This window comes from Klenkia sp. PcliD-1-E, from assembly GCF_024124375.1.
GTDB lineage: Bacteria > Actinomycetota > Actinomycetes > Mycobacteriales > Geodermatophilaceae > Klenkia.
In genome coordinates this window covers 1-22,609 of sequence record NZ_JAMXRZ010000029.1, presented here as the reverse complement: position 1 = coordinate 22,609, position 22,609 = coordinate 1, and the positions used below count along the sequence as shown (strand labels likewise).

General features: G+C 74.1%; 22 protein-coding genes, 2 tRNA genes and 1 pseudogene. 20 read left to right on the top strand and 5 right to left on the bottom strand.

Annotated elements, in window-relative coordinates; all coding sequences use genetic code 11:
* The first annotated feature begins 35 nt into the window (after positions 1-35).
* From NH342_RS08045 to NH342_RS08020, 6 genes are read left to right on the top strand one after another with little or no spacing between them, the layout of a single operon-like run.
* On the top strand, positions 36-701 hold the full coding sequence (locus NH342_RS08045) for a DsbA family protein (RefSeq protein WP_253013507.1): 666 nt from the start codon (positions 36-38) through the stop codon (positions 699-701).
* Between the two features lie 29 nt (positions 702-730).
* Positions 731-1,492 carry an SDR family oxidoreductase gene (locus NH342_RS08040; protein ID WP_253013505.1) on the top strand — a complete coding sequence of 254 codons (762 nt, stop codon included), beginning with the start codon at positions 731-733 and terminating at the stop codon, positions 1,490-1,492.
* A 13-nt stretch (positions 1,493-1,505) separates the two neighbouring features.
* The gene (locus tag NH342_RS08035) at positions 1,506-1,994 is read left to right on the top strand and encodes a ribose-5-phosphate isomerase (protein ID WP_253013503.1); all 489 of its coding nucleotides are present in this window, start codon (positions 1,506-1,508) and stop codon (positions 1,992-1,994) included.
* A 58-nt stretch (positions 1,995-2,052) separates the two neighbouring features.
* On the top strand, positions 2,053-2,616 hold the full coding sequence (locus tag NH342_RS08030; RefSeq protein ID WP_253013501.1) for a hypothetical protein: 564 nt from the start codon (positions 2,053-2,055) through the stop codon (positions 2,614-2,616).
* Positions 2,617-2,648: 32 nt separating this feature from the next.
* On the top strand, positions 2,649-2,879 hold the full coding sequence (locus NH342_RS08025) for a hypothetical protein (protein WP_253013499.1): 231 nt from the start codon (positions 2,649-2,651) through the stop codon (positions 2,877-2,879).
* Positions 2,866-3,258: a type II toxin-antitoxin system VapC family toxin gene (locus tag NH342_RS08020; RefSeq protein WP_253013497.1), complete on the top strand. Its 393-nt coding sequence runs from the start codon at positions 2,866-2,868 to the stop codon at positions 3,256-3,258. The genes NH342_RS08025 and NH342_RS08020 overlap by 14 nt, the downstream gene beginning before the upstream one ends.
* Positions 3,259-3,267: 9 nt before the next feature.
* Here the strand turns inward: NH342_RS08020 and NH342_RS08015 are convergent, their stop codons facing one another.
* On the bottom strand, positions 3,268-4,545 hold the full coding sequence (locus NH342_RS08015) for a GNAT family N-acetyltransferase (protein WP_253013495.1): 1,278 nt from the start codon (positions 4,543-4,545) through the stop codon (positions 3,268-3,270).
* 156 nt (positions 4,546-4,701) lie between these two features.
* Here NH342_RS08015 and NH342_RS08010 point away from each other — a divergent pair, with 156 nt between their 5' ends.
* Positions 4,702-6,207 (top strand): hypothetical protein, encoded by a 1,506-nt coding sequence (locus tag NH342_RS08010; protein WP_253013493.1) that lies wholly within the window; start codon positions 4,702-4,704, stop codon positions 6,205-6,207.
* A gap of 7 nt (positions 6,208-6,214) precedes the next feature.
* A complete protein-coding gene (locus tag NH342_RS08005; RefSeq protein WP_253013491.1) occupies positions 6,215-7,216 on the top strand; it encodes a sigma-70 family RNA polymerase sigma factor in 1,002 nt (333 codons plus the stop codon).
* Between the two features lies 1 nt (position 7,217).
* On the opposite strand, the gene NH342_RS08000 is transcribed toward NH342_RS08005, so the two are convergent.
* Positions 7,218-7,288: transfer RNA gene (locus tag NH342_RS08000), tRNA-Gly, on the bottom strand.
* A gap of 57 nt (positions 7,289-7,345) precedes the next feature.
* Between NH342_RS08000 and NH342_RS07995 the strand changes: the two genes are divergently transcribed.
* From NH342_RS07995 to clpX, 5 genes are all read left to right on the top strand, one after another.
* A tRNA-Pro gene (locus NH342_RS07995) sits at positions 7,346-7,419 on the top strand.
* Between the two features lie 111 nt (positions 7,420-7,530).
* The gene (tig, locus tag NH342_RS07990) at positions 7,531-9,120 is read left to right on the top strand and encodes a trigger factor (RefSeq protein ID WP_253013489.1); all 1,590 of its coding nucleotides are present in this window, start codon (positions 7,531-7,533) and stop codon (positions 9,118-9,120) included.
* 293 nt (positions 9,121-9,413) lie between these two features.
* Positions 9,414-10,016, top strand: a complete 603-nt coding sequence (locus NH342_RS07985; RefSeq protein ID WP_091563216.1) for an ATP-dependent Clp protease proteolytic subunit — start codon at positions 9,414-9,416, stop codon at positions 10,014-10,016.
* Positions 10,017-10,032: 16 nt separating this feature from the next.
* Positions 10,033-10,659: an ATP-dependent Clp protease proteolytic subunit gene (locus NH342_RS07980; RefSeq protein WP_091063428.1), complete on the top strand. Its 627-nt coding sequence runs from the start codon at positions 10,033-10,035 to the stop codon at positions 10,657-10,659.
* A gap of 278 nt (positions 10,660-10,937) precedes the next feature.
* Positions 10,938-12,212 (top strand): ATP-dependent Clp protease ATP-binding subunit ClpX, encoded by a 1,275-nt coding sequence (clpX, locus tag NH342_RS07975; protein WP_253013487.1) that lies wholly within the window; start codon positions 10,938-10,940, stop codon positions 12,210-12,212.
* Positions 12,213-12,385: 173 nt separating this feature from the next.
* Here the strand turns inward: clpX and valS are convergent, their stop codons facing one another.
* Entirely contained in the window at positions 12,386-14,962 is a 2,577-nt protein-coding gene (gene valS / locus NH342_RS07970) for a valine--tRNA ligase (protein ID WP_253013485.1), read from the bottom strand.
* Between the two features lie 42 nt (positions 14,963-15,004).
* Between valS and NH342_RS07965 the strand changes: the two genes are divergently transcribed.
* Positions 15,005-16,399, top strand: coding sequence for a folylpolyglutamate synthase/dihydrofolate synthase family protein (locus tag NH342_RS07965; protein ID WP_253013483.1), 1,395 nt, complete (start codon positions 15,005-15,007; stop codon positions 16,397-16,399).
* The gene (locus NH342_RS07960; RefSeq protein WP_253013481.1) at positions 16,396-16,797 is read left to right on the top strand and encodes a DUF4233 domain-containing protein; all 402 of its coding nucleotides are present in this window, start codon (positions 16,396-16,398) and stop codon (positions 16,795-16,797) included. Before NH342_RS07965 ends, NH342_RS07960 begins: the two co-directional genes overlap by 4 nt.
* A 28-nt stretch (positions 16,798-16,825) precedes the next feature.
* Here the strand turns inward: NH342_RS07960 and NH342_RS07955 are convergent, their stop codons facing one another.
* On the bottom strand, positions 16,826-17,332 hold the full coding sequence (locus NH342_RS07955) for a Clp protease N-terminal domain-containing protein (protein WP_253013479.1): 507 nt from the start codon (positions 17,330-17,332) through the stop codon (positions 16,826-16,828).
* 1 nt (position 17,333) lies between these two features.
* Positions 17,334-17,555: a helix-turn-helix domain-containing protein gene (locus NH342_RS07950; protein ID WP_253013477.1), complete on the bottom strand. Its 222-nt coding sequence runs from the start codon at positions 17,553-17,555 to the stop codon at positions 17,334-17,336.
* A gap of 119 nt (positions 17,556-17,674) precedes the next feature.
* Here NH342_RS07950 and NH342_RS07945 point away from each other — a divergent pair, with 119 nt between their 5' ends.
* The 5 genes and pseudogenes from NH342_RS07945 to NH342_RS07925 form a co-directional block, all read left to right on the top strand.
* On the top strand, positions 17,675-18,742 hold the full coding sequence (locus NH342_RS07945; protein WP_253013475.1) for a DUF3048 domain-containing protein: 1,068 nt from the start codon (positions 17,675-17,677) through the stop codon (positions 18,740-18,742).
* Positions 18,743-18,753: 11 nt separating this feature from the next.
* Positions 18,754-19,161 carry a nucleoside-diphosphate kinase gene (gene ndk, locus NH342_RS07940; protein WP_253013473.1) on the top strand — a complete coding sequence of 136 codons (408 nt, stop codon included), beginning with the start codon at positions 18,754-18,756 and terminating at the stop codon, positions 19,159-19,161.
* Between the two features lie 43 nt (positions 19,162-19,204).
* A complete protein-coding gene (locus NH342_RS07935; protein ID WP_253013471.1) occupies positions 19,205-21,160 on the top strand; it encodes a TIGR03960 family B12-binding radical SAM protein in 1,956 nt (651 codons plus the stop codon).
* Positions 21,160-21,927, top strand: a complete 768-nt coding sequence (locus NH342_RS07930) for a TIGR03936 family radical SAM-associated protein (protein ID WP_253013469.1) — start codon at positions 21,160-21,162, stop codon at positions 21,925-21,927. Before NH342_RS07935 ends, NH342_RS07930 begins: the two co-directional genes overlap by 1 nt.
* Positions 21,928-22,223: 296 nt before the next feature.
* Positions 22,224-22,609, top strand: a pseudogene (locus NH342_RS07925) (ribonuclease E/G); the annotation flags it as partial.

Below are 22,609 nucleotides of genomic sequence, written 5' to 3'. Positions count from 1 at the left end.
AGGGCGGCGAGCAACCGCGAACACGAGGAGATGGCATGACCGAGGCCGTGCAGACCGCCCCCACCAGCGCGAAGGTCGACGTCTGGGTCGACCCGCTGTGCCCGTGGGCCTGGCTGACCAGCCGCTGGGTGATCGAGGCGTCGACGGTGCGCGACCTCGACGTGCACTGGCACGTGATGAGCCTGGCGGTGCTCAACGAGGGCCGGGACCTCCCGGAGGAGTACACCGAGATGATGAAGCAGGCGTGGGGCCCGGTGCGGGTGCTGGTCGCCGCGCAGCAGCAGCACGGCGACGAGGTCGTGGCCGACCTCTACACCGCGATGGGCACGCTGAAGCACCAGGAGCAGATGGAGATCGCCGACATCATCGCCCCGGCCCTGGAGAAGGTCGGCCTGCCGTCCTCCCTGGCCGACGCCGCGACCTCGACCGAGTACGACGACGCCCTGCGGAAGAGCCACCACGAGGGCATGGACCCCGTCGGCGAGGACGTCGGCACCCCCGTGCTGCACGTGGACGGCGTCGCCTTCTTCGGCCCGGTCATCAGCCGGGTGCCCACCGGCGAGGACGCCGGGAAGGCCTTCGACGGCGCCGTCCTGCTGGCCAACCTGCCCGGGTTCTGGGAGCTCAAGCGCACCCGCACCGAGAGCCCCGACTTCTCCACCGTCCCCGCGTCGGCGCTCGAGGTCGGCACGCACGGCTGAGCCGGGCGGGGTGCGGCATGCTCGCGGGCATGCCGCACCCCCGCCGCCAGCGCATCGTCATCACCGGCGCCAGCTCCGGGCTCGGCGAGGGCATGGCCCGCCGCTGGGCCGCCGCCGGGCACGACCTGGCCCTGCTGGCCCGGCGCACCGACCGCCTGGAGCGCCTGCGCGACGAGCTGGCCGTCCACGGCCGCACCGTCGTCGTCGCACCGCTGGACGTCGACGACCCCGACGCCGTCGCCGAGACCGTGCCCCGCGTGGTCGGCGAGCTCGGCGGGGTCGACCGGCTCGTGGCCAACGCCGGGATCGGCAAGGGCGTCCCGGTCGGCACCGGGGGCGCCCGCCCGAACCGGGCGGTGCTGACCACCAACGTGCTGGGCACCCACGCCACCTGCGAGGCAGCCGTCGCGCTGTTCCGCGCGCAGGGCCACGGCCACCTGGTGGTGATCTCCTCCGTCGCCGGGGTGCGCGGCATGGGCGGCACCCGCACCGCCTACGCCGCCTCCAAGGCCGCCGACGCCGTGCTGGCCGAGGGGATCCGCGCCGACCTGCTCTCCTCCCGGGCCACCCGGGGCATCCGGGTGACCACCGTCCACCCCGGCTTCATCGAGACCGACATCAACACCGGTCGGCGCGGGCCGTTCACCGTCGACCTGGACACCGGGGTCGACGCCCTGGTCGCCGCGGTCGACCGGGAGCCGGTGCGGGCCTACGTGCCGGAGTGGCCGTGGCGCGCCGTCGCCGGGCTGCTGCGGGCGCTGCCCCTGCCGGTCGCCGCCCGGCTGTCCTGACAGACTCACCGGCATGCGCGTCTTCCTCGGCACCGACCACGCCGGACTGGAGCTCAAGGCCCACCTCCTGGAGGCGGTCGCCGCCGCCGGTCACGAGCCGGTCGACTGCGGGGCCTACGACTACGACCCCGACGACGACTACCCGCCCTTCTGCATCGAGGTGGGCGAGCGCGTCGTCGTCGAGCCCGGTTCGCTGGGCGTGGTGATCGGCGGCTCGGGCAACGGCGAGCAGATCGCGGCCAACAAGGTCCCCGGCGTCCGCGCGGCCCTGGTGTGGAACACCTCCACCGCCGAGCTCGCCCGCCAGCACAACGACGCCAACGTCGTCGCGGTCGGCGGCCGCCAGCACAGCGTCGAGGAGGCCACCGAGCTGGTGCTGACCTTCCTGCGCACGCCGTTCAGCGGCGAGGAGCGGCACGTCCGCAGGATCGGCCTGGTGGCCGAGTACGAGCAGGAGCGCCACCACCCCGCCGGAGGCGGGCCGGCCGAGCGCACGCGGTGAGCCCGGTGGCCGACGTCGCCGCCGTCCTGGCCCCGACCGCGGTGGCGGGGGGCTGAGCGTGGGTGGGGACGACGTCCGGGCCGCGGTCGAGGAGGCCGTGGGGTTCCTGGTGCGCATCCCCGACCCGACCGCCCCGGTGCCGGTGGTCGACACCGACGTCGCCGGGGTCGTGTGGCACATCGGCACCTGCCTGCACTGGTACGGCCACGACCTGGTCATGGGCCGGGTCGACCTCACCGCCGGCCGTTGGGAGCCCGACCAGGACGCCGGCTACGGGCGCCTGGTCACCGGCCTGGCCAGCTGGGGCGAGGTGCTGGCCCGGGTGCTCGACGCCGCCGACCCCGGCGAGCGCGGCTTCCACCCGTGGGGTGCGCCGGACCCGGCCGGGTTCGCCGCGATGGCCTGCGCCGAGGTGCTGGTGCACACCGGCGACGTCGCCGACGCCCTCGGCCTGCGGTGGGCGCCGCCGGCGGACCTGGTGGCCGCCGTCCTGGCCCGGCTGTTCCCCGCGGCACCGACGGGCACCGCCCCGGCGGCGACCCTGCGGTGGGCGACCGGCCGGGCCGACCTGCCCGACCGGCCCCGCCCGTCGTCCTGGTCCTACGCGGCCGCCGCCGGTTGACCCCCCCGTCGCTGTGGCGCCAGAATGGCGCCATGCCGAGCGTGCAGGTGAAGGACGTCCCCGCGGAGACCCACGCCGTCCTGCGGCGCCGGGCCGCCGCGGCCCACCAGTCGCTGCAGGAGTACCTGCGCGCACGCCTGATCGCGGACGCCGCGCAGCCCACCCTGGACGAGGTCCTCGCGCGGGTGGAGGAGGAGTCCGGCGGGGTGGCCGACCTGGACACCGTGGTGGCGGACCTGCGCGCCGACCGTGCTGGTCGTTGACGCCGGCGTCCTGGTGCCCGCGGTCCTCGACGACGGCGCGACCGGACGACGGGTGCGCAGCCGGCTGGGCGGCGAGGCCCTCGCGGTCCCCGAGCTGGCCGACCTCGAGGTGGTGTCCGTCGTCCGGCGTCAGGTGCTGCGCAGGGCCGTGACCCCGGACCGGGCTGGGCGTGCGCTCGCCCACCTGGCGGACCTGCCCGCGGCTCGGCACGGCCACCGCCCGTTCCTCGACCGGTGCTGGGAGCTCCGGGACGCCCTCACCGCCTACGACGCGGTCTACGTCGCCCTGGCCGAGGTGCTCGGGGCCACCCTCCTGACCGCCGACGAGCGGATGGCGCGCTCTCCCGGCCCCCGTTGCCCGGTCGAGGTCGTCGACTGAGGACCACCCTCAGAACGCGTCCGGGCTCTGCGGGGCGACCGGCCAGGAGAACGACGTCGACGCCAGCGCCACCGCGCCGGGGCTGACCTCGGTGACCCGTCCGGCCCGGTGCAGGGTGCCCAGCGACACCCCGCCCAGGTAGGCCGCGGCGAGGTCCTCCACACCCAGGACCAGGTCGGGGTCGCGGTCGGTACGGCCGCAGTGACCACCTGCCGGGTGCCCGGTGAGCCGCCACCGGCCGTCGTTCCAGGGACAGAACGCGTCGCGCACCTCGAGCACCAGGTCGATCGGCGCGGGGTAGCGGCGCGCGGCCAGCGCCCGGCCCACGTCGACCAACCGCAGCCACATCGCGTCCGACGGTGCCGTGGTCACCGAGCGGGGGTCGGCGACCATCGCCCGCAGCGGGTCCTCGCTGCCCAGCGCCCACGAGGTCAGCTCCCGCACCAGGTCGTGGCCGAGCAGGAACCGCCACAGCGCGACCCGGGTGGCCGCGTCGGCGGCGACCAGGTCGGTCACCTGCAGCTTCCCCTCCGGTTCGTCGCGCGGGGACCAGCCCTCCTTCTGCCGGTAGCTGGCGTAGCCGGTGACCGTGCCGTCGGGGGCCGTGTGCAGCGCGTACCGCCGCTCGGTGAACCCGTCGCGGTCCTCCTTGTCGTCGCGCAGCCTGCGGTCCCACCAGCGCGCGTCGCGGGCGAGGTTGCCCGGCACCTCGCGGCGCAGCCGGTCGTACAGCGGGACGGCGGCCGCCCGGTAGGCGTCGACGTCGACGAGGGTGGTGCGGCCCTCGCAGGTGGGCAGGTCCGCGCGCAGCCGCACCCGGCTGGGGTCCAGCGAGATCCCGCCCCGCCACACCGCCGGCGCGTAGCCGAACCGGCCGTAGATGCTGCCCTCGGCCGCCCACAGCGCGGCCAGCGGCTCGGTGCCGGCGGCCCGCACCTCGTCCAGCTGGCGCCGCATGACCGCGGTCAGCACGCCGCGGCGGCGGTGGGTGGGAGAGACGGTGATCCAGGTGATCCCGGCGGTGGGCACGACCCCGCCGGGGACCGTCGTCCCCAGGCTGTAGATGCCCGCGGTGGCCGCGACGAAGCCGTCCTCGACCAGGGCCAGGGAGCGGTCGAGCTCGGCGGTCGGGCGGGGCTCGTCGACCCACGGCCCACTGGGGTCCTCGCCGAAGACCCGGGCCATGGCCCGGCCGAACGCCGGCCACTCCTCCGCGGTGATCGGCCGCAGCGCGGCCACGAGGTCGGGGTCGGCGGCGGGGACGGCGGTCGGCGGTGCGTCGGTCACGCGCTCCTGCCTACCGGTCGGGGGCCGCGGCGGCGACCGGTTTCCCGGCGGTGCCGGCCGTGTCACGGGATCGTGACGTCGGCCGGGGGCCGGGGCCACCGGGGAGCCCGTAGGGTCGGGACGGGCCCGCTCCCGGGTCGTGTCGAGTGGAGGTCCATGCGTTCCCGCCGTGCCGCCGTCCGTGGTGCCGTCGCAGCCCTGGCCGGGCTGCTCCTGCTCACCTCCTGCTCCGCGGGGTCCGACGGCGAGGACGCCGCGGGGACGTCGGCGGCGGAGGAACCGCAGCAGCCGGTGCTGGCCACCCCGCAGGCCGGTGTGGTGATGGTCGCCGACGCCCAGCCGGCGGCGGCGGCCCTGTCGGCCAGCCGAGCCCTGTACGCGTCCTCCCCGGCCGTCGTCCTGGCCCCGGACGCCGACCCGCTGCCCGGGGACGCGGTGGACGCCGCCGAGCAGCTGCACGTGCCGCTGCTGCTGGCGGGCGGTGACCCGGCCGCCCTCGTCGCCGAGCTCGACCGCCTGGGCGCCGAGCAGGTCGTGCTCGCCGACGGCGTCGGGGAGGCGGAGGTCGGCGAGCGGGACGCCGTCCCGCTCGGGGAGGACCTGCCCGAGGTGAGCGCCCCCGACCCGGCCGACGGCGTCGTCGCGCTGTCCAGCGGGGCGCCGGAGACCGCGGCCGCCGCGGTGACCGCCCGCGCAGCCGGCGTGGCCGTCGTGGACACCGCGGGCCAGACCGACCCCCGCGCCTCGGCCGACGCCGTCGACGCCCTCGCCGGCACGCGCCCCACCACCGTGCTGGCCCTGGGCACCGCCTTCGACGGCGTGGCCGGGCTGGACTGGAAGACCGCGACCGCGGCCTCGGGCGAGCAGCTGCCCGGCGGCGGCCAGCTGATGTTCCCCGAGCACTTCCTGGTCGCCATGTACGGGTCGACCGAGGGGCCGGCGCTGGGTGTGCTGGGGGAGCAGGACCTCGCCGGCTCGATCGCCCGCGTCGACGACTTCGCCGCGCCCTACGCCCAGCTGCTGCCCGACCGGACCGTCGTCCCCACCTTCGAGATCATCGTGACGGTCGCGTCGGCGTCGGCCGGGCCGGACGGCAACTACTCCACCGAGCTGGACCCCGAGGCGCTGCGGCCCTACGTGGAGGCCGCGGGCGCAGCCGGCATCTACGTGATCCTGGACCTGCAGCCCGGGCGCACCGACTTCCTCACCCAGGCGCAGCAGTACCAGTCGCTGCTGGAGCTGCCCTACGTCGGCCTCGCCCTGGACCCCGAGTGGCGACTGGGCCCGAACGAGGTCCACCTGCAGCAGATCGGCTCGGTGGGCATCGACGAGGTCAACTCGGTGGTGACCTGGTTGGCCGACCTCACCCGCGAGAACGCCCTGCCGCAGAAGCTGCTCGTGCTGCACCAGTTCCGGTTCAGCATGATCCGCGACCGCGAGCGGCTGGACACCAGCCGCGACGAGCTGGCCCTGCTCATCCACGTCGACGGCCAGGGCAGCCAGCCCGCCAAGCAGGACACCTGGAACGCCCTTCACCAGGGGGCCCCGTCTCCGGTCTACTGGGGGTGGAAGAACTTCATCGACGAGGACTCCCCGATGCTCACCCCGGAGCAGACGGTGCAGCAGGTGCAGCCGCTGCCGGAGCTCGTCACGTACCAGTGAGGACCGCATGACCGAGCTGCTCGACGCCGCCGTCGTCGACCGGGACGAGCTCGAGGCCCGGATCGCCTCCCACCGCCGGGAGCTGACCGGGTACTGCTACCGGATGCTCGGGTCGTCCTTCGACGCCGAGGACGCCGTGCAGGAGACGATGGTCCGGGCCTGGCGCTCGCTGGACCGGCTGCAGGGGCCCGGTGCGCTGCGGTCCTGGCTGTACCGGATCGCCACCAACGTCTGCCTGGACGCCCTCGACGGGCGCAAGCGGCGGGCGCTGCCGGTGGACATGTCCGACGAGCCCTACGCCCCGGTCGAGGCGTCGCTGTCGGAGACCCTGCCCGACGGCGCCTGGGTGGAGCCGGCGCTGACCGGGTCGGTGCTCGGCGGCGACCCCGCGGAGACCGCCGTCCTGCGCGACTCGGTGCGGCTGGCCTTCGTGGCGGCGCTCCAGGTGCTGCCGCCCCGGCAGCGGGCGGTCCTGGTGCTGCGGGAGGTGCTGCGCTGGCGGGCCGAGGAGGTCGCCGGCCTGCTGGACACCACCGTCGCGGCCGTGAACAGCGCGCTGCAGCGCGCCCGGGCCACGCTGGCCGGCCACGACTCCCGGGCCCGCCCGGGCGAGGTGGACGCCGACCAGGCCGAGCTGCTGGCCGCCTACGTCGACGCCTTCCAGCGCTACGACATGGACGCCTTCGTCAAGCTGCTGCACGACGACGCGGTGCAGGACATGCCGCCCTTCGCGATGTGGCTGCGCTCGGCGTCCGACGTCGTGGCCTGGATGCAGGGCCCCGGGTCGGGGTGCAAGGGCTCGGCGCTGCTGCCGGTGGACCTCAACGGGTCGACGGCGTTCGCGCAGTGGAAGCCCGACGGCCAGGGCGGGTGGGCGCCCTTCGCCCTGCAGGCCCTCGAGGTCCACGACGGCCGGATCAGCCGGATCACGTCGTTCCTGGACACCCGGCTCTTCGAGCTGTTCGGGCTGCCGGCGACGCCCCCCGTGGAGGCGCTGCCCGGCTCGTGAGAGCGGGTGACCGGGATCGAACCGGCATGGCCAGCTTGGAAGGCTGGGGCTCTACCATTGAGCTACACCCGCGAGGCAGTGCCCGACCAGGGTAGCTGTTGGCCTGCGGCCTAGACTCGGGCCTCGCCACGGGGTGTGGCGCAGCTTGGTAGCGCACCTGCTTTGGGAGCAGGGGGCCGCAGGTTCAAATCCTGTCACCCCGACACGACGCCCGCCCGGTCTCTGGGAGACTGGCGGGCATCTGGGTGCGCCCTCGCTCGACGCGAGCAGGCGCGCCGCCCACCCTGACCGTCTGCACCGAGGAGCGCTGCACTGTGAAGAGCACCATCGAGAACCTGGGCCCGACCCGGGTCCGGCTCGCGATCGAGGTGCCGTGGGGCGACCTGGACCACGCCTTCGGCGTCGTCTACAAGGAGCTGGGCCAGCAGGTCCGCGTCCCCGGCTTCCGCCCGGGCAAGGTCCCCAACCGGATCCTCGACCAGCGCATCGGCCGGCCCGTCGTCCTCGAGCAGGTCGTGCAGCACGCCGTCCCCGAGATCTACGGCGAGGTCGTCCGCGAGAACCAGGTGCGGGTGCTGTCCCAGCCCGACGTCGAGGTCACCCGCATCGACGACGGCGACACCCTGGCCTTCACCGCCGAGGTCGACGTCGCCCCCGTCCTGGAGCTCCCCGAGCTGGACTCCCTCGCGGTCACCGTCGACGACGTCGAGGTCACCGACGACGAGGTCGACAGCCAGGTCGACGTCATGCGCGAGCGGTTCGCCGTGCTGACCGGCGTCGACCGGGCCGCCGCCGACGGCGACTTCGTCTCCATCGACCTGGAGGCGAAGCTGGACGGCGAGGTGCTCGAGGACGGCACCACCTCGGGCATGTCCTACGAGGTCGGCACCGGCACGCTCATGGAGGGCCTGGACGAGGCCGTGCGCGGCCTGTCCGCCGACGAGTCCGCCACCTTCAGCACCGCGCTGCTGTCGGGGGAGAACGCCGGCCGCGAGGCCGAGGTCACCGTCACCGTCCGCTCGGTCAAGGCCAAGGACCTGCCCGAGCTCGACGACGACTTCGCCTCCACGGCCAGCGAGTTCGACACCCTCGCCGAGCTGCGCGACGACGTCCGCGCCCGTCTGGGCCGGGTCAAGGTCATGCAGCAGGGCAGCCAGGCCCGCGACAAGCTGGTCGAGCACCTGCTGGAGGTCACCGAGGTCCCGGTGCCCGAGAACCTGGTCGAGCGCGAGCTGCAGTGGCGCACCCAGGCCATGGAGCGCGAGCTCCAGCAGGCCGGGATGGACTGGGACTCCTACTTCGAGATGTCCGGCGTCGACGGCCGCGAGGCCTACGACGCCGACATGCGCGGCAACGTCGAGAACGCGGTGCGCACCCAGTTCGTGCTCGACGCGATCGCCGACGCCCGCGAGGTCACCGTCGACAATGACGACCTGTCGGCCCAGATCATGGCCCAGGCCCAGCGCAACCGGATGAGCCCGGAGCAGTACGCCCAGCAGCTGCAGCAGGGCAACGGCATCGCCGACTTCGTCGCCGACGTCCGCCGCACCAAGGCCCTGGCCCAGCTGCTCGAGCAGACCACGATCACCGACGCGTCGGGCAACGAGGTCGACCTCGAGGCGCTGCGCCCGCGGACCGAGGGCGCCGAGGGCTCCGCCGACGCGGACGCCGCCGCCGACGACGCCGGCGACGACGCCGAGGAGAAGCCGGCGAAGAAGGCCGCCGCGAAGAAGGCGCCGGCCAAGAAGGCCCCGGCGAAGAAGGCGGCCGGCGCCGAGGCGTCCGACGACGCCGACTCCGACGCCGAGGAGAAGCCGGCGAAGAAGGCCGCCGCGAAGAAGGCACCGGCCAAGAAGGCCCCGGCCAAGAAGGCCGCCCCGAAGGCGTCGGACGACGAGGCCTGACCCCTCCGCACCACCCACGACGCCCGTCCCGCCGCGCACCCCGCGGTGGGGCGGGCGTCGTCGTCCCCGGCGCCGGGTGTGCGCCCTCGGCGAACACCGGCCGCAGCGGGAGTGGCCTGTCGGACGTGCGCGTTAGGGTCGACGTGACACCGAGAAGGGCCACCCCCGGCAGCGGGCACGGCCCGCCCCCGGCGGCCCACAGCACCACGGCACCACCACCCAGAGACCGCCTGCTCGACAGTCCTACGGAGGTCACCGCACACGTGAGCACCACACACCCGACCGCGCCGGTGATGCGCGGCGCCGGGACCATGATGAACCTCGGCGACTCGGTCTACGAGCGCCTCCTGCGCGAGCGCATCATCTTCCTGGGCACCCAGGTCGACGACACGATCGCCAACCAGCTGGCCGCCCAGATGCTGCTGCTGTCCGCCGAGGACCCCAAGCGCGACATCCACCTGTACATCAACTCGCCCGGTGGCTCGGTGAGCGCCGGCATGGCGATCTACGACACGATGCAGTTCATCGACTGCGACGTGGCCACCTACGGGATGGGCCTGGCGGCCTCGATGGGCCAGTTCCTGCTCACCGCCGGCACCAAGGGCAAGCGCTACGCCCTGCCGCACGCGCGGATCATGATGCACCAGCCCTCCGCGGGCGTCGGCGGCACCGCGGCCGACATCGCCATCCAGGCCGACCTGTTCCGCCGCACGAAGCGGGAGCTCAACGAGCTCCAGTCGCTGCACACCGGGCAGACCGTCGAACGCATCAACGAGGACTCCGACCGCGACCGCTGGTTCACCGCCCAGGAGGCGCTGGAGTACGGCTTCGTCGACCACGTCGTGAGCAAGGCCTCCGCGACCACCGAGACCGACAACCCGGTCACCGAGAACTGACGCCGGAGGACCTGACATGAGCTTCCAGCTGCCCAGCAGCCGCTACATCCTGCCCTCCTTCACCGAGCGCACCAGCTACGGCATGAAGGAGTCCAACCCCTACAACAAGCTCTTCGAGGAACGCATCATCTTCCTCGGCGTGCAGGTCGACGACGCCAGCGCCAACGACGTCATGGCCCAGCTGATCACGCTGGAGTCCACCGACCCCGACCGCGACATCACGATGTACATCAACTCGCCCGGTGGCTCGTTCACCGCCCTGATGGCCATCTACGACACGATGCAGTTCGTCCGCCCGGACATCCAGACCGTCTGCATGGGCCAGGCCGCCTCCGCGGCCGCCGTCCTGCTCGCGGCCGGGACCAAGGGCAAGCGGCTGGCGCTGCCCTACTCCCGGGTGCTCATCCACCAGCCCTCGGGCGAGGCCGGCGGCCAGGTCACCGACCTGGAGATCCACGCCGCCGAGATCGAGCGCGTGCGCACCCAGATGGAGCAGATCCTGGCCCGGCACACCGGCCGGTCCCAGGAGCAGGTCCGCAAGGACATCGACCGCGACAAGATCCTCACGGCCACCGAGGCCAAGGAGTACGGGATCGTCGACGAGGTCATCCAGAGCCGCAAGCTCAACGCCCTCCCGGCGTGACCCGACGGGCTCCGGGGCCTCGCTCGTGAGGCTCCGGAGCCCTACGGTCACAGACGTGCACCGGGGGTCCCCGGGGCGCGTGTGGAAGGCGATGGACGACGTCTGACACCCGGGTGCGTCACTGCCCGGGAACGTCGGAGAGGGCCGGTACGGTCGGCGGACGCCCGATCCCCGGCACCCGCCGGCTCGCGCACGAGTCCCGCCGCCGGCGGGGTCAGGGACGACGATCGAGGGCCTGCACTTCCCAGCAGGTCCGTTGTGACACGGAGGTCAGCCAGGTGGCACGTATCGGTGAGAGCGGCGACCTGCTCAAGTGCTCGTTCTGCGGGAAGAGCCAGAAGCAGGTCAAGAAGCTCATCGCTGGCCCCGGGGTCTACATCTGCGACGAGTGCATCGAGCTGTGCAACGAGATCATCGAGGAGGAGCTCAGCGAGTCCTCGGACCTCAAGTTCGACGAACTGCCCAAGCCGAAGGAGATCCACGCCTTCCTCGAGCAGTACGTGATCGGCCAGGACAAGGCCAAGCGCACCCTCGCCGTCGCCGTCTACAACCACTACAAGCGGATCCAGGCCGGCGGGGAGCGCGCCTCGCGCGACGAGGGCGTCGAGCTCGCCAAGTCCAACATCCTGCTGATGGGCCCCACCGGGTGCGGCAAGACCCACCTGGCCCAGACGCTGGCCCGGATGCTCAACGTGCCCTTCGCCATCGCCGACGCCACCGCCCTGACCGAGGCCGGCTACGTCGGCGAGGACGTCGAGAACATCCTGCTCAAGCTGATCCAGGCCGCCGACTACGACGTCAAGCGGGCCGAGACCGGCATCATCTACATCGACGAGGTCGACAAGATCGCCCGCAAGAGCGAGAACCCGTCGATCACCCGGGACGTCTCCGGCGAGGGCGTGCAGCAGGCGCTGCTGAAGATCCTCGAGGGCACCACCGCCTCGGTGCCGCCGCAGGGCGGTCGCAAGCACCCGCACCAGGAGTTCATCCAGATCGACACCACGAACGTGCTGTTCATCGTGGGTGGTGCCTTCGCCGGTCTCGAAGAGGTCATCGAGGCCCGCACCGGCAAGCAGGGCATCGGCTTCGGCGCCCAGGTCCGGGGCAAGGCCGAGATCGAGGAGGCCAACGCGATCGCGCAGGTGCTCCCCGAGGACCTGCTGAAGTTCGGCATGATCCCCGAGTTCATCGGCCGCCTGCCGGTCATCACCACGGTGCAGAAACTCGACCGCACGGCGCTGATCAACATCCTCACCGAGCCGAAGAACGCGCTGGTGCGCCAGTACCGCAAGCTCTTCGAGCTCGACGGCGTGGACCTGGAGTTCACCGACGACGCCCTCGAGGCCGTCGCCGACCAGGCGCTGCTGCGCGGCACCGGTGCCCGTGGCCTGCGGGCGATCCTCGAGGAGGTGCTGCAGTCGGTCATGTACGACATCCCCAGCCGGGACGACGTCGCGACCGTGGTCATCACCGGCGAGGTCGTGCTGGAGCACGTGAACCCGACCATCGTGCCGCGCAAGCCCGCCCGCGAGCGCCGCGAGAAGTCCGCCTGACCTCCCCGGGGCCCTCGAGGCCCCGAACGCCCACGGCCCAGAACCCTCCCGGTTCTGGGCCGTGGGCGTTCAGAAGGTCGTGGGTTAGCCGGCGGCCCAGGCCGCGCGACGGACTCCGGGGTTCCCGCCCTGTCGACGCGCGTCGAGGGGGCGAGAACCCCGGAGGAGGCGGGTTACTCCGCCGGCGTCTCGGCGAGGACCACGTCGACGGTCAGCGGGCCCTCGCCGGGTTCGACCGTGAGCGTCGAGATGATCCCGGCGGCCACCAGGTCGCGGCGGACCGCCTCGACGAGGGCGACCTGCTCGGCCGGGGCGCGCACCACGGCGGACTCGACCGGCGCCCGCATCGACACCTTGGCCTCGCTCTTGGCCTTGCGGACGGCGGCCAGCGCCTCGGCGGCGACACCCACCAGGGCGGAGTCCCCGCCGGCGGGCAGCTCCTCGACGGTCGGCCAGGGCGCGCGGTGCACCGAGCCGGTCTGCCACCACGACCAGACCTCCTCGGTGGCGAAGGGCAGCACCGGCGCCAGCAGCCGGGTCAGCACCGACAGCGCGGTGGCCAACCCCGCCTTCGCCGACGTCGCCCCCTCGGCCGGGCCGCCGTCCTCCCCGTACGCGCGGGTCTTCACCAGCTCCACGTGGTCGTCGCAGAACTGCCAGAAGAAGGTCTCGGTGACCTCCAGCGCCCGGGTGTAGTTGTAGGCCTCCATCGCCGCGGTGGCCTCGGCGACCACCTCGCGCAACCGGGCGAGCAGTGCCGCGTCCACCGGCTCGGTGACCGGCGTGCCGACCAGGTCCGCGGTGGCCCCGATGCTGCCCAGCACGAACTTGCCGACGTTGAGCAGCTTGATGGCCAGCCGGCGGCCGACCTTCATCTGCACCTCGTCGAAGGGGGAGTCCGCACCCGGGCGGGCGCCGGCGGCGCGCCAGCGGACGGCGTCGGTGCCGTACTTCTCCAGCACGTCGACGGGCGTGGTGGCGTTGCCCTTGGACTTGCTCATCTTCTTGCGGTCGGGGTCGACCACGAATCCGGAGATCGCCGCGTGCGTCCACGGCACCTGCTGCTGCTCGTAGTGCGCCCGCACGACGGTGGAGAACAGCCAGGTGCGGATGATGTCGTGCGCCTGCGGGCGCAGGTCCATCGGGAAGACGTGCGCGAACAGCTCCGGGTCGGTGTCCCAGCCCGAGGCCACCTGCGGGGACAGCGACGACGTCGCCCAGGTGTCCATCACGTCGGGGTCGGCGACGAACCCACCGGGCACACCGCGCTGGTCCTCGCTGTACCCCTCGGGGACGTCGGAGGACGGGTCGACCGGCAGCGCGGACTCCGGCGCCAGGATCGGCTGCTCGTGGACCGGCTCCCCGGCGTCGTCGAGGCGGTACCAGACCGGGAACGGGACGCCGAAGAACCGCTGCCGGCTGATCAGCCAGTCGCCGTTGAGGCCCTCGACCCAGTTCTCGTAGCGGTGCCGCATGTGCTCGGGCACCCACTGGATCTCCCGGCCGCGGGCGACCAGGGCGGCGCGCAGGTCGGCGTCCCGGCCGCCGTTGCGGATGTACCACTGGCGGGTGGTGACGATCTCCAGCGGGCGCTCGCCCTTCTCGAAGAACTTCACCGGGTGGGTGATCGGCCTCGGCTCGCCCTCCAGGTCGCCGGACTCCCGCAGCAGCTCGACGATGCGCTGCTGCGCGCTGAACACGGTCTTCCCGGCCAGCTCGGCGTAGACCTCGGCCGGGACGCCGTCCGGGGCGTCGGGCAGCAGCCGGCCGTCCCAGCCGATGATCGCCCGGGTGGGCAGCTGCAGCTCCCGCCACCAGGTCACGTCGGTGAGGTCGCCGAAGGTGCAGATCATGGCGATGCCCGAGCCCTTGTCCTTCTCGGCCAGGCGGTGCGCGACGACCGGGACCTCGACACCGAACAGCGGCGTGCGCACGGTCTGGCCGAACAGCGGCTGGTAGCGCTCGTCGTCGGGGTGGGCGACCAGCGCGACGCAGGCCGGCAGCAGCTCGGGGCGGGTGGTCTCGATGTGCACCGGACCGGCCGGGCCGGCGAAGGCGACCCGGTGGTAGGCGCCGGGGCGCTCGCGGTCCTCGAGCTCGGCCTGGGCGACGGCCGTGCGGAAGGTGACGTCCCAGAGGGTCGGCGCCTCCTGGGCGTAGGCCTCGCCGCGGGCCAGGTTGTGCAGGAACGCCCGCTGCGCAGTGGCCCGGGAGGTCTCGGAGATGGTCCGGTAGACGTTGCCCCAGTCGACCGACAGACCGACCTGGCGCCACAGCTTCTCGAACTCGGCCTCGTCGACGGCGGTCAGCCGCTCGCACAGCTCGACGAAGTTGCGCCGGCTGATCGGCAGCTGGTCCTTGCCGGGCTTCTCCGGCGGCTCGAACGTCGGGTCGTAGGGCAGTGACGGGTCGCAGCGGACGCCGTAGAAGTTCTGCACCCGGCGCTCGGTCGGCAGGCCGTTGTCGTCCCAGCCCATCGGGTAGAAGACGTGCTTGCCGGTCATCCGGTGGTAGCGGGCGACGATGTCGGTGTGCGTGTAGCTGAACACGTGCCCGACGTGCAGCGACCCGCTGGCCGTCGGCGGCGGGGTGTCGATGGCGTAGGTCTGCGAGCGGGGCGCGGCGAGCGAGGCCGCCCGGTCGAAGCCGTAGACGTCGTCGCGCGCCCAGGCGTCCACCCACTTGGCCTCGAGGCCCTCCAGGGTGGGCTTGTCGGGCACCGTGCCCGGGGTGGTGGCGTCTGCTGGCATGCGCCCATCCTAGGAAGCCCCGCGACTGGCATTCTTGACGGAGTGACCACCTCCCGTGACCGGTCCCGCGACGAGGCCCGCGTCGAGGCCGAGCTCCTGGCCCGGTGGCCCGAGAGCCGCCTGGAGCCCAGCCTCACCCGCATCTCCGCGGTGCTGGACCTGCTGGGCTCGCCGCACCGCGCCTTCCCCGTCGTCCACGTGACCGGGACGAACGGCAAGACCTCGACCGCCCGGATGGTCGACGAGCTGCTGCGCGGCTTCGGGCTGCGGGTCGGGCGGTTCACCAGCCCGCACCTGGAGTCGGTGCGGGAGCGGATCGTGGTCGACGGCAGGCCGATCAGCGCCGAGCGGTTCGTCGAGGTGCACGACGACGTCGCCCCGTACGTGCGCATGGTCGACGGCTCCTCCGACGTCCCGATGTCCTTCTTCGAGGTCGTGGTCGCGATGGCCTACGCCGCGTTCGCCGAGACGCCGGTCGACGTCGCCGTGGTCGAGGTCGGCATGGGCGGCACCTGGGACGCCACCAACGTCGTGGACGCCCGGGTCGCCGTCGTCACGCCCGTCTCGCTCGACCACGCCGAGTACCTCGGGCCCGACGTCGCCAGCATCGCCACCGAGAAGGCCGGGATCATCAAGCCCGCGCCGCCCACCGAGGAGGGCGTGCCGGGGCCCGACGTCGTCGCCGTGCTCGCCCACCAACCGCCCGGCGCGCTCGAGGCGCTCGTCCGCCGGGCCGTGGAGGTCGAGGCGACCGTCGCGCGGGAGGGCACCGAGTTCGGCCTGCTGGAGCGGAAGGTCGCCGTCGGCGGGCAGCAGCTGCGCATCCAGGGCCTGGGCGGGGAGTACCCCGAGGTCTACCTGCCGCTGTTCGGCGCGCACCAGGCGCAGAACGCCACCGTGGCGCTGGCCGCGGTCGAGGCGTTCCTGGGCGCCGGTGCGGCCAGCGGCCCGGTCGACCCGGAGGTCGTGCGCGCGGCGTTCGCGGCCGTGCGCTCGCCGGGCCGGCTGGAGCGGGTGCGCACCTCGCCGACCGTGCTGGTCGACGCGGCGCACAACCCGGCCGGGATGGCGGTGACCGTCGACGCGGTGCGGGAGTCCTTCGACTTCACCCGGCTGGTCGGGGTCGTCGGGTGCGTCCGCGGCAAGGACGTCGCCGGCATGCTCGCCGCTCTGGAGCCGTTGTGCGCCGAGCTGGTGGTCACCCAGAACAGCTCGGCCCGGGCGATGCCCGCCGACGAGCTGGGGGCCCTCGCCGTGGACGTCTTCGGCGCCGACCGGGTGAGCGTGCACCCCCGGTTGACCGACGCGCTGGAGTCGGCGATCGAGCTCGCCGAGGCCGGTCCCGACCACGCCCTCGGCGGCTCCGGCGTGCTGGTCACCGGCAGCGTCATCACCGCCGGGGAGGCCCGCACCCTGATGGGGCGCAGGGACGCATGAGCAGCACCCCGCGGGCGGCCGACCCGGCCCGGGCGGCCAAGGCGCTGGGCGGCGCGGCGGCGGCCACCCTGTTCCTGGAGGGCCTCGCCGTCCTGTTCGTGCCCCGGGCGGTCGCGCGGACCGACGGCCTGGGCGGCGGGGTGCTCGCCGTGCTGGTCGTGCTGGCCGTGGTGCTCGTGCTGGCCAGCGGGGTGCAGCGCCGGCCGCAGGGCCTGCTGGTCGGCACCGTCCTGCAGGTCCCGCTGCTGCTCACCGGCCTGGCGTCGAGTGCCATGTGGTTCGTCGGCGGGGTGTTCCTGCTCATCTGGCTGTACCTGCTGCAGACCCGCAAGGACCTCGTCGGGTCGCCCTTCGGGCCGGTGCCCGACCCGCCTGCCCGCCCGGACCAGGCTGGCTGAACCCCGGTGCGGGCCCGGGCGGACGGGGTCAGGCCGCCCGCGGACCGTCCAGGTGGTCGCGCACGACGCGGGGGTCCACCCGCTGGTCGCGGAGCACCGCGACCACCGCGGCGTCCTGCACGGCCAGGACGCCGAGCAGCACGGAGCCGTCGTCGAGACGGCGCCGGCCGCGGGCGACCGCGGCCCGCAGCGCCTCCTGCAGGGCCCGCTTCGCGCCCTCGGTGAACCGCAGGTGCCCGCTGTGGGCGGGGCGGTCCAGGGCGCCGGCCCCGAAGGTCCGCTCGGCCAGCTCCCGCACCTGCTCGAGGTCCACCCCGAGCGCGGCGAGCGAGGCGCCGTCCAGGTCGGCGGCTGCCCGCCGGGCCTGGTCGGGGTCCAACCCTGCCCGGCGGAGCGCGTCGGCGCCGGTGCCCGCGCCGGCCGCGACCGCCAGCAACAGGTGCACGGGTCCGACCCGGTCGGCGCCGGTCGTGCGGGCGACGTCCTCGGCCCGGACGACGGCCGTCCGGGCCTCGGTGGTGAAGCGTTCGAACACCTCAGGGCTCCTTCCGGGAGCGGGCGTGCTTCTTGTGGACGGCCTGCCGGCTGACGCCGAGGGCGTCGGCGACCTCCTGCCAGGACCAGCCGTGCGCGCGGGCGGCGCGGACCTGGTGCACCTCGAGGCGGTCGGCGAGCTCGCGCAGTGCCCGGACCCCGCGCAGGCCCGTGGCGGGGTCGTCGGCGGCCGCGGTGGCGACGGCGTCGGTGGGGGAGGCCATGTTCGTCAACGTAGGTTGACGTCGGTCGCCTGTCAACCCAGGTTGACGCGGGTGCGGTCGGCGGAGCGGCCCGCCGATGGGGTGGGTGGGGGACGACCGAGCCCGTGGGAGCGTGTGGCGTGCGAGCGACGACCAGGAACCGGGCCGCAGCGGTGGCCCTGGTGGTGCTGCTGAGCGGTTGCGGGGCCGACGAGCCGGCCCCGGCCGCTGCACCCACGACCTCGACCGCGGCTCCCCCGACCAGCGCCGCGCCGCCGACCACCACACCCGCGCCGCAGCCGGTCGCCCCGCTCACCGGGCTGCCGGTGGCCGCCGTCGACCCCCGGCCGGCGCTCGCCGTCAAGATCGAGAACCCGCCGATCGCGCGGCCGCAGGCGGGGCTCACCGAGGCCGACGTCGTCTGGGAGCAGCTGGTCGAGGGCGGCACCAGCCGGCTGGTCGCGGTCTACCAGTCCCGCCTGCCGGCCAGCATCGGGCCGGTCCGCTCCACCCGGCCGATGGACCCGGCGATCACCGCGCCGCTGCACGGGCTGTTCGCGACCTCCGGCGGCCAGGGCCAGTACCTGCAGGCGGTCACCGCAGCCGGGCTGCAGCTGTTCAGCTTCGACGCCGGGGACGACGGCTTCGCGCGACAGGGTCCGCGGTCGGCGCCGCACAACGTCTACCTCGACCCCGCGCCGCTCTACGCCGCCGCCGACCCCGCCCACCAGGCCCCGCCCGCGGCCCAGTTCGGCTACGCGCCCACCGCGGGCACCCAGACCACGGTGGTGGCCGGTGCCCCGACCAGCCGGTTGGACCTGCGGCTGTCGCCCGAGGCGGTGCCGTCGTGGACGTGGAACCCGGTCACCCGGGTGTGGGAGCGGGCCGAGGGCGCCGACCCCGCGTTCGCCGCCGACGGCGTCCGGGTGGCGGCGACCAACGTCGTCGTCCTGCGGGTGGAGGTCGTGCAGACCGGCGCGCTGGACCCGGCCGGCAACCACGTGCCCGAGACCCTGCTGTCCGGTCGCGGGGGAGAGGCCGTCGTCGCCACCGGGGGCCGCACGGCCACGGTCACCTGGTCCAAGGGGGCCGACGGCGACCCCGTCGTCCTCACCGCCGCCGACGGCAGCCCGGTGCTGCTCGCCCCCGGGACCACCTGGGTGGAGCTGGTGCCCACCGGCAGCGGGACGGTCACGACGCTTCCGTAGGCTCCGGCCTCGTGACTGAGCGCACCCTGATCCTGGTCAAGCCCGACGGCGTCGCCCGCGGCCTCGTCGGCGAGGTCGTCTCGCGGCTGGAGGCCAAGGGCCTGCGGCTGGTGGCCGCCGAGCTGCGCACCCTGCCCCGCGAGACCGCCGAGCAGCACTACGCCGAGCACGCCGAGAAGCCCTTCTTCGGCTCGCTGGTCGACTTCATCACCGGCGGCCCCCTGCTGGCCCTGGTCGCCGAGGGCCCCCGGGCCATCGAGGCCTTCCGGGCCCTGGCCGGCGCCACCGACCCGGTCAAGGCCGCCCCGGGCACCATCCGCGGCGACTTCGCCCTCGAGGTGCAGAACAACATCGTGCACGGCTCGGACTCCCCGGAGTCGGCCCAGCGCGAGATCGGGCTGTTCTTCCCGTCCCTGTGAGCTGGTGGCCGGGCCCGCGGGCCCGGCTACCCTGGGTCGCGCCATGACTGTCGAGAGCCTGTACCCCCGACTCGAGCCGCTGCTGGCCCAGGTGCAGAAGCCGATCCAGTACGTCGGCGGCGAGCTGAACGCCCAGACCAAGCCGTGGGACGACGTCGCCGTCCACTGGGCGCTCATGTACCCCGACGCCTACGAGGTCGGCCTGCCCAACCAGGGCCTGATGATCCTGTACGAGGTGCTCAACGAGCGCCCCGACGCCCTGGCCGAGCGCACCTACGCCGTGTGGCCCGACCTCGCCGCGCTCATGCGCGAGCACGGCGTCGGGCAGTTCACGCTGGAGAACCACCGGCCGGTGCTCGACTTCGACGTCCTCGGCGTCAGCTTCGCCACCGAGCTCGGCTACACCAACCTGCTCGAGGCGCTCGACCTCGCCGGCGTCCCGCTGCACGCTCATGACCGCGACGAGACCCACCCGGTCGTCGTCGCCGGCGGGCACGCGGCGTTCAACCCCGAGCCGGTCGCGGACTTCGTGGACTGCGCGGTGCTCGGCGACGGCGAGCAGGTCGTCGGCGACATCACCGACGTCGTCGCCGCCTGGAAGGACGCCGGCCGCCCCGGCGGGCGCACCGAGCTGCTGGCCCGCCTGGCCCGCGTCGAGGGCGTCTACGTGCCGCAGTTCTACGCGGTCAGCTACCTGCCCGACGGCACCATCGAGGCCTTCACCCGCACCCGGGACGACGTCCCCGCGCAGGTGGCCAAGCGCACCGTGATGGACCTCGACGAGTGGCCCTACCCCAAGCAGCCGCTGGTCCCGCTCGCCGAGAGCGTGCACGAGCGGATGAGCGTGGAGATCTTCCGCGGCTGCACCCGCGGCTGCCGGTTCTGCCAGGCCGGGATGATCACCCGCCCGGTGCGCGAGCGGACCATCACCGGCATCGGCTCGATGGTCGACACCGGCCTGAAGGCCACCGGCTACCAGGAGGTGGGCCTGCTCTCCCTGAGCAGCGCCGACCACTCCGAGATCGGCCAGCTGGCCACGGAGCTCGCCGACCGGTACGAGGGCACCAACACCGGCCTGTCGCTGCCCTCGACCCGGGTGGACGCCTTCAACGTGACCCTGGCCAACGAGCTGTCCCGCAACGGGCGCCGCTCCGGGCTCACCTTCGCCCCCGAGGGCGGCAGCGAGCGCATCCGCCGGGTGATCAACAAGACCGTGTCCAAGGACGACCTGGTCCGCACCGTCACCACCGCCTACGCCAACGGCTGGCGGCAGGTGAAGCTCTACTTCATGTGCGGCCTGCCCACCGAGACCGACGAGGACGTGCTCGAGATCGCCGAGCTCGCCACCGAGGTCATCCGGGCCGGGCGGGAGGCCAGCGGCTCCAAGGACATCCGCTGCACCGTCTCCATCGGCGGGTTCGTGCCCAAGCCGCACACCCCCTTCCAGTGGGCGTCGCAGGCCTCGGCCGAGACCATCGACCACCGGCTGCGGGTGCTGCGCGAGGCGATCAACGCCGACCGCCGGCTGGGCCGCTCCATCGGCATCCGGTACCACGACGGCAAGCCCGGGATCATCGAGGGCCTGCTGTCCCGCGGGGACCGCCGCGTCGGCCGGGTCATCGAGCGGGTGTGGCGCGACGGCGGGCACTTCGACGGCTGGAGCGAGCACTTCTCCTACGACCGGTGGGTGGCCGCGGCCGCCGAGGAGCTGGCGCCCTTCGGCGTCGACCTCGACTGGTACACCACCCGCGAGCGCGGGGAGCACGAGGTGCTGCCCTGGGACCACCTGGAGTCCGGCCTGGACAAGGAGTGGCTCTGGGACGACTGGCAGGACGCGATCAGCGAGGAGGAGGTCGCCGACTGCCGGTGGACCCCCTGCTACGACTGCGGCGTCTGCCCGACCATGGGCACCGAGATCCAGATCGGCCCCACCGGCCGCTCGCTGATCCCGCTCACCCCGGTCGGCGCCGGGCCCCGGCCCACGGCACACGCGCACTGATGGCCCGCCAGCCCGACGGCCCCCCGCCGCCGCCCACCGTGCAGAAGCTGCGGCTGCGCTACACCAAGCGCGGCCCGCTGCGGTTCGCCTCGCACCGCGACCTGGCGCGCGCCCTGGAGCGGGCGCTGCGCCGGGCGCAGGTGCCGATGGCGTTCTCCGCCGGCTTCAGCCCGCACCCGAAGATCAGCTACATGGGTGCGGCGCCGACGGGTGCGGCGTCGGAGGCGGAGTACGTCGAGATCGGGCTGGCGGTCCGCTGCGACCCCGAGGCCGTGCGGGTGGCGCTGGACGACTCGCTGCCCCCGGGCATCGACGTCCTGGAGTGCGTGGAGGCCGGCGAGGGCACCGGCGGGCTCGCGGAGCGGCTGGACTCCACCCGCTGGCGCATCGACCTGGCCGACGTGGACCCGGAGAAGCTGTCCGCGGCGGTCCGGGCGCTGCTGTCGGCCGAGGTGGCGATGGTCGCCAAGCGCACGAAGAACGGCACCAAGGACGTCGACGTCCGGGCCGCCCTGGTCTCGGCATCGGTGGCCGGGGAGGCAGGTCGTGCCATACTGCACGTGGTGGTACGGCAGGTGACGCCTACCGTACGACCGGACGACGTGTTGGCCGCACTGGCTGCCGTCGCCGACCTGCACCCGCCGGTGCCCCCCCGGGCCGTGCGTGAGGCGCAGGGCCGGCTCGACGGCACCGGTGAGGTGACCGACCCGCTCGAGCCCGACCGCGAGGCCGGCTCCCGCTGCCAGGGGGAGCCCCAGCCGGTCTGACCCGGACGGCGCCGGGCACCCGGGCCGGCGCCCGTCACCCGCACCACGAACTGCCAGCCGTGGCGCACCCAGCCTTCTGCAGCACCAGCACAGCTCCACCCGCGAGCCAGCACTGCGCCCAGCACGACCACAGCACCACCCGGGACCCCGGTCACCCGGCCGGGTCCCGCGCACAGACTTCACGCGGGCCCCGGCGCGCCGCACGGCGTACCGACCCGCCCGACCCGCGCCCCTGCGCGGCCGCCAGTCGCCCTCGGCGATCGGCGCCCGGGGGCGCACCAGGAGGCGAGCCCTTCGTGGCCGACACCGACGACACCACCAGCGACACCACACCGGGGACCCCGGACCAGCAGGTCGCCGAACCGCAGGACACCACCCCGCCGGACATCCCGGCCGGCGAGCCCGCCCCCGACGAGGAGCCCACCGAGGAGCCGGCCGAGGACTCCGCGGAGCCGGTCGCCGAGCTGCGGGCCGACGCCGCGACCCTGGAGGCCGCGGCCATCCCGCCGACCCGCGCGCCGGCGGAGGACGCCGAGGCGCCCCGCTTCGGCGCCCAGTTCAGCTCCCCGGAACCCACCACCGTCACCGCCCGCCCGCGCCGCCGGGCCACCCGACACGCGCCGTCGGCCGACCCGGACTCGGTGGAGCCCGCCCCGGCCGCCCCGCCGGTGCACCCCGACGT

Excerpts from the sequence above, each read along its gene's own strand:
- NH342_RS08040 (WP_253013505.1), top strand. The coding sequence starts at position 731 with ATGCCGCACCCCCGCCGCCAGCGCATCGTCATCACCGGCGCCAGCTCC.
- NH342_RS07985 (WP_091563216.1), top strand. The coding sequence starts at position 9,414 with ATGCGCGGCGCCGGGACCATGATGAACCTCGGCGACTCGGTCTACGAG.
- NH342_RS07930 (WP_253013469.1), top strand. The coding sequence starts at position 21,160 with ATGGCCCGCCAGCCCGACGGCCCCCCGCCGCCGCCCACCGTGCAGAAG.
- NH342_RS08025 (WP_253013499.1), top strand. The coding sequence starts at position 2,649 with ATGCCGAGCGTGCAGGTGAAGGACGTCCCCGCGGAGACCCACGCCGTC.
- NH342_RS08045 (WP_253013507.1), top strand. The coding sequence starts at position 36 with ATGACCGAGGCCGTGCAGACCGCCCCCACCAGCGCGAAGGTCGACGTC.
- valS (WP_253013485.1), bottom strand. The coding sequence starts at position 14,962 with ATGCCAGCAGACGCCACCACCCCGGGCACGGTGCCCGACAAGCCCACC.
- NH342_RS08005 (WP_253013491.1), top strand. The coding sequence starts at position 6,215 with ATGACCGAGCTGCTCGACGCCGCCGTCGTCGACCGGGACGAGCTCGAG.
- NH342_RS07950 (WP_253013477.1), bottom strand. The coding sequence starts at position 17,555 with ATGGCCTCCCCCACCGACGCCGTCGCCACCGCGGCCGCCGACGACCCC.
- NH342_RS07980 (WP_091063428.1), top strand. The coding sequence starts at position 10,033 with ATGAGCTTCCAGCTGCCCAGCAGCCGCTACATCCTGCCCTCCTTCACC.
- NH342_RS08035 (WP_253013503.1), top strand. The coding sequence starts at position 1,506 with ATGCGCGTCTTCCTCGGCACCGACCACGCCGGACTGGAGCTCAAGGCC.
- NH342_RS08010 (WP_253013493.1), top strand. The coding sequence starts at position 4,702 with ATGCGTTCCCGCCGTGCCGCCGTCCGTGGTGCCGTCGCAGCCCTGGCC.
- NH342_RS07935 (WP_253013471.1), top strand. The coding sequence starts at position 19,205 with ATGACTGTCGAGAGCCTGTACCCCCGACTCGAGCCGCTGCTGGCCCAG.
- NH342_RS07960 (WP_253013481.1), top strand. The coding sequence starts at position 16,396 with ATGAGCAGCACCCCGCGGGCGGCCGACCCGGCCCGGGCGGCCAAGGCG.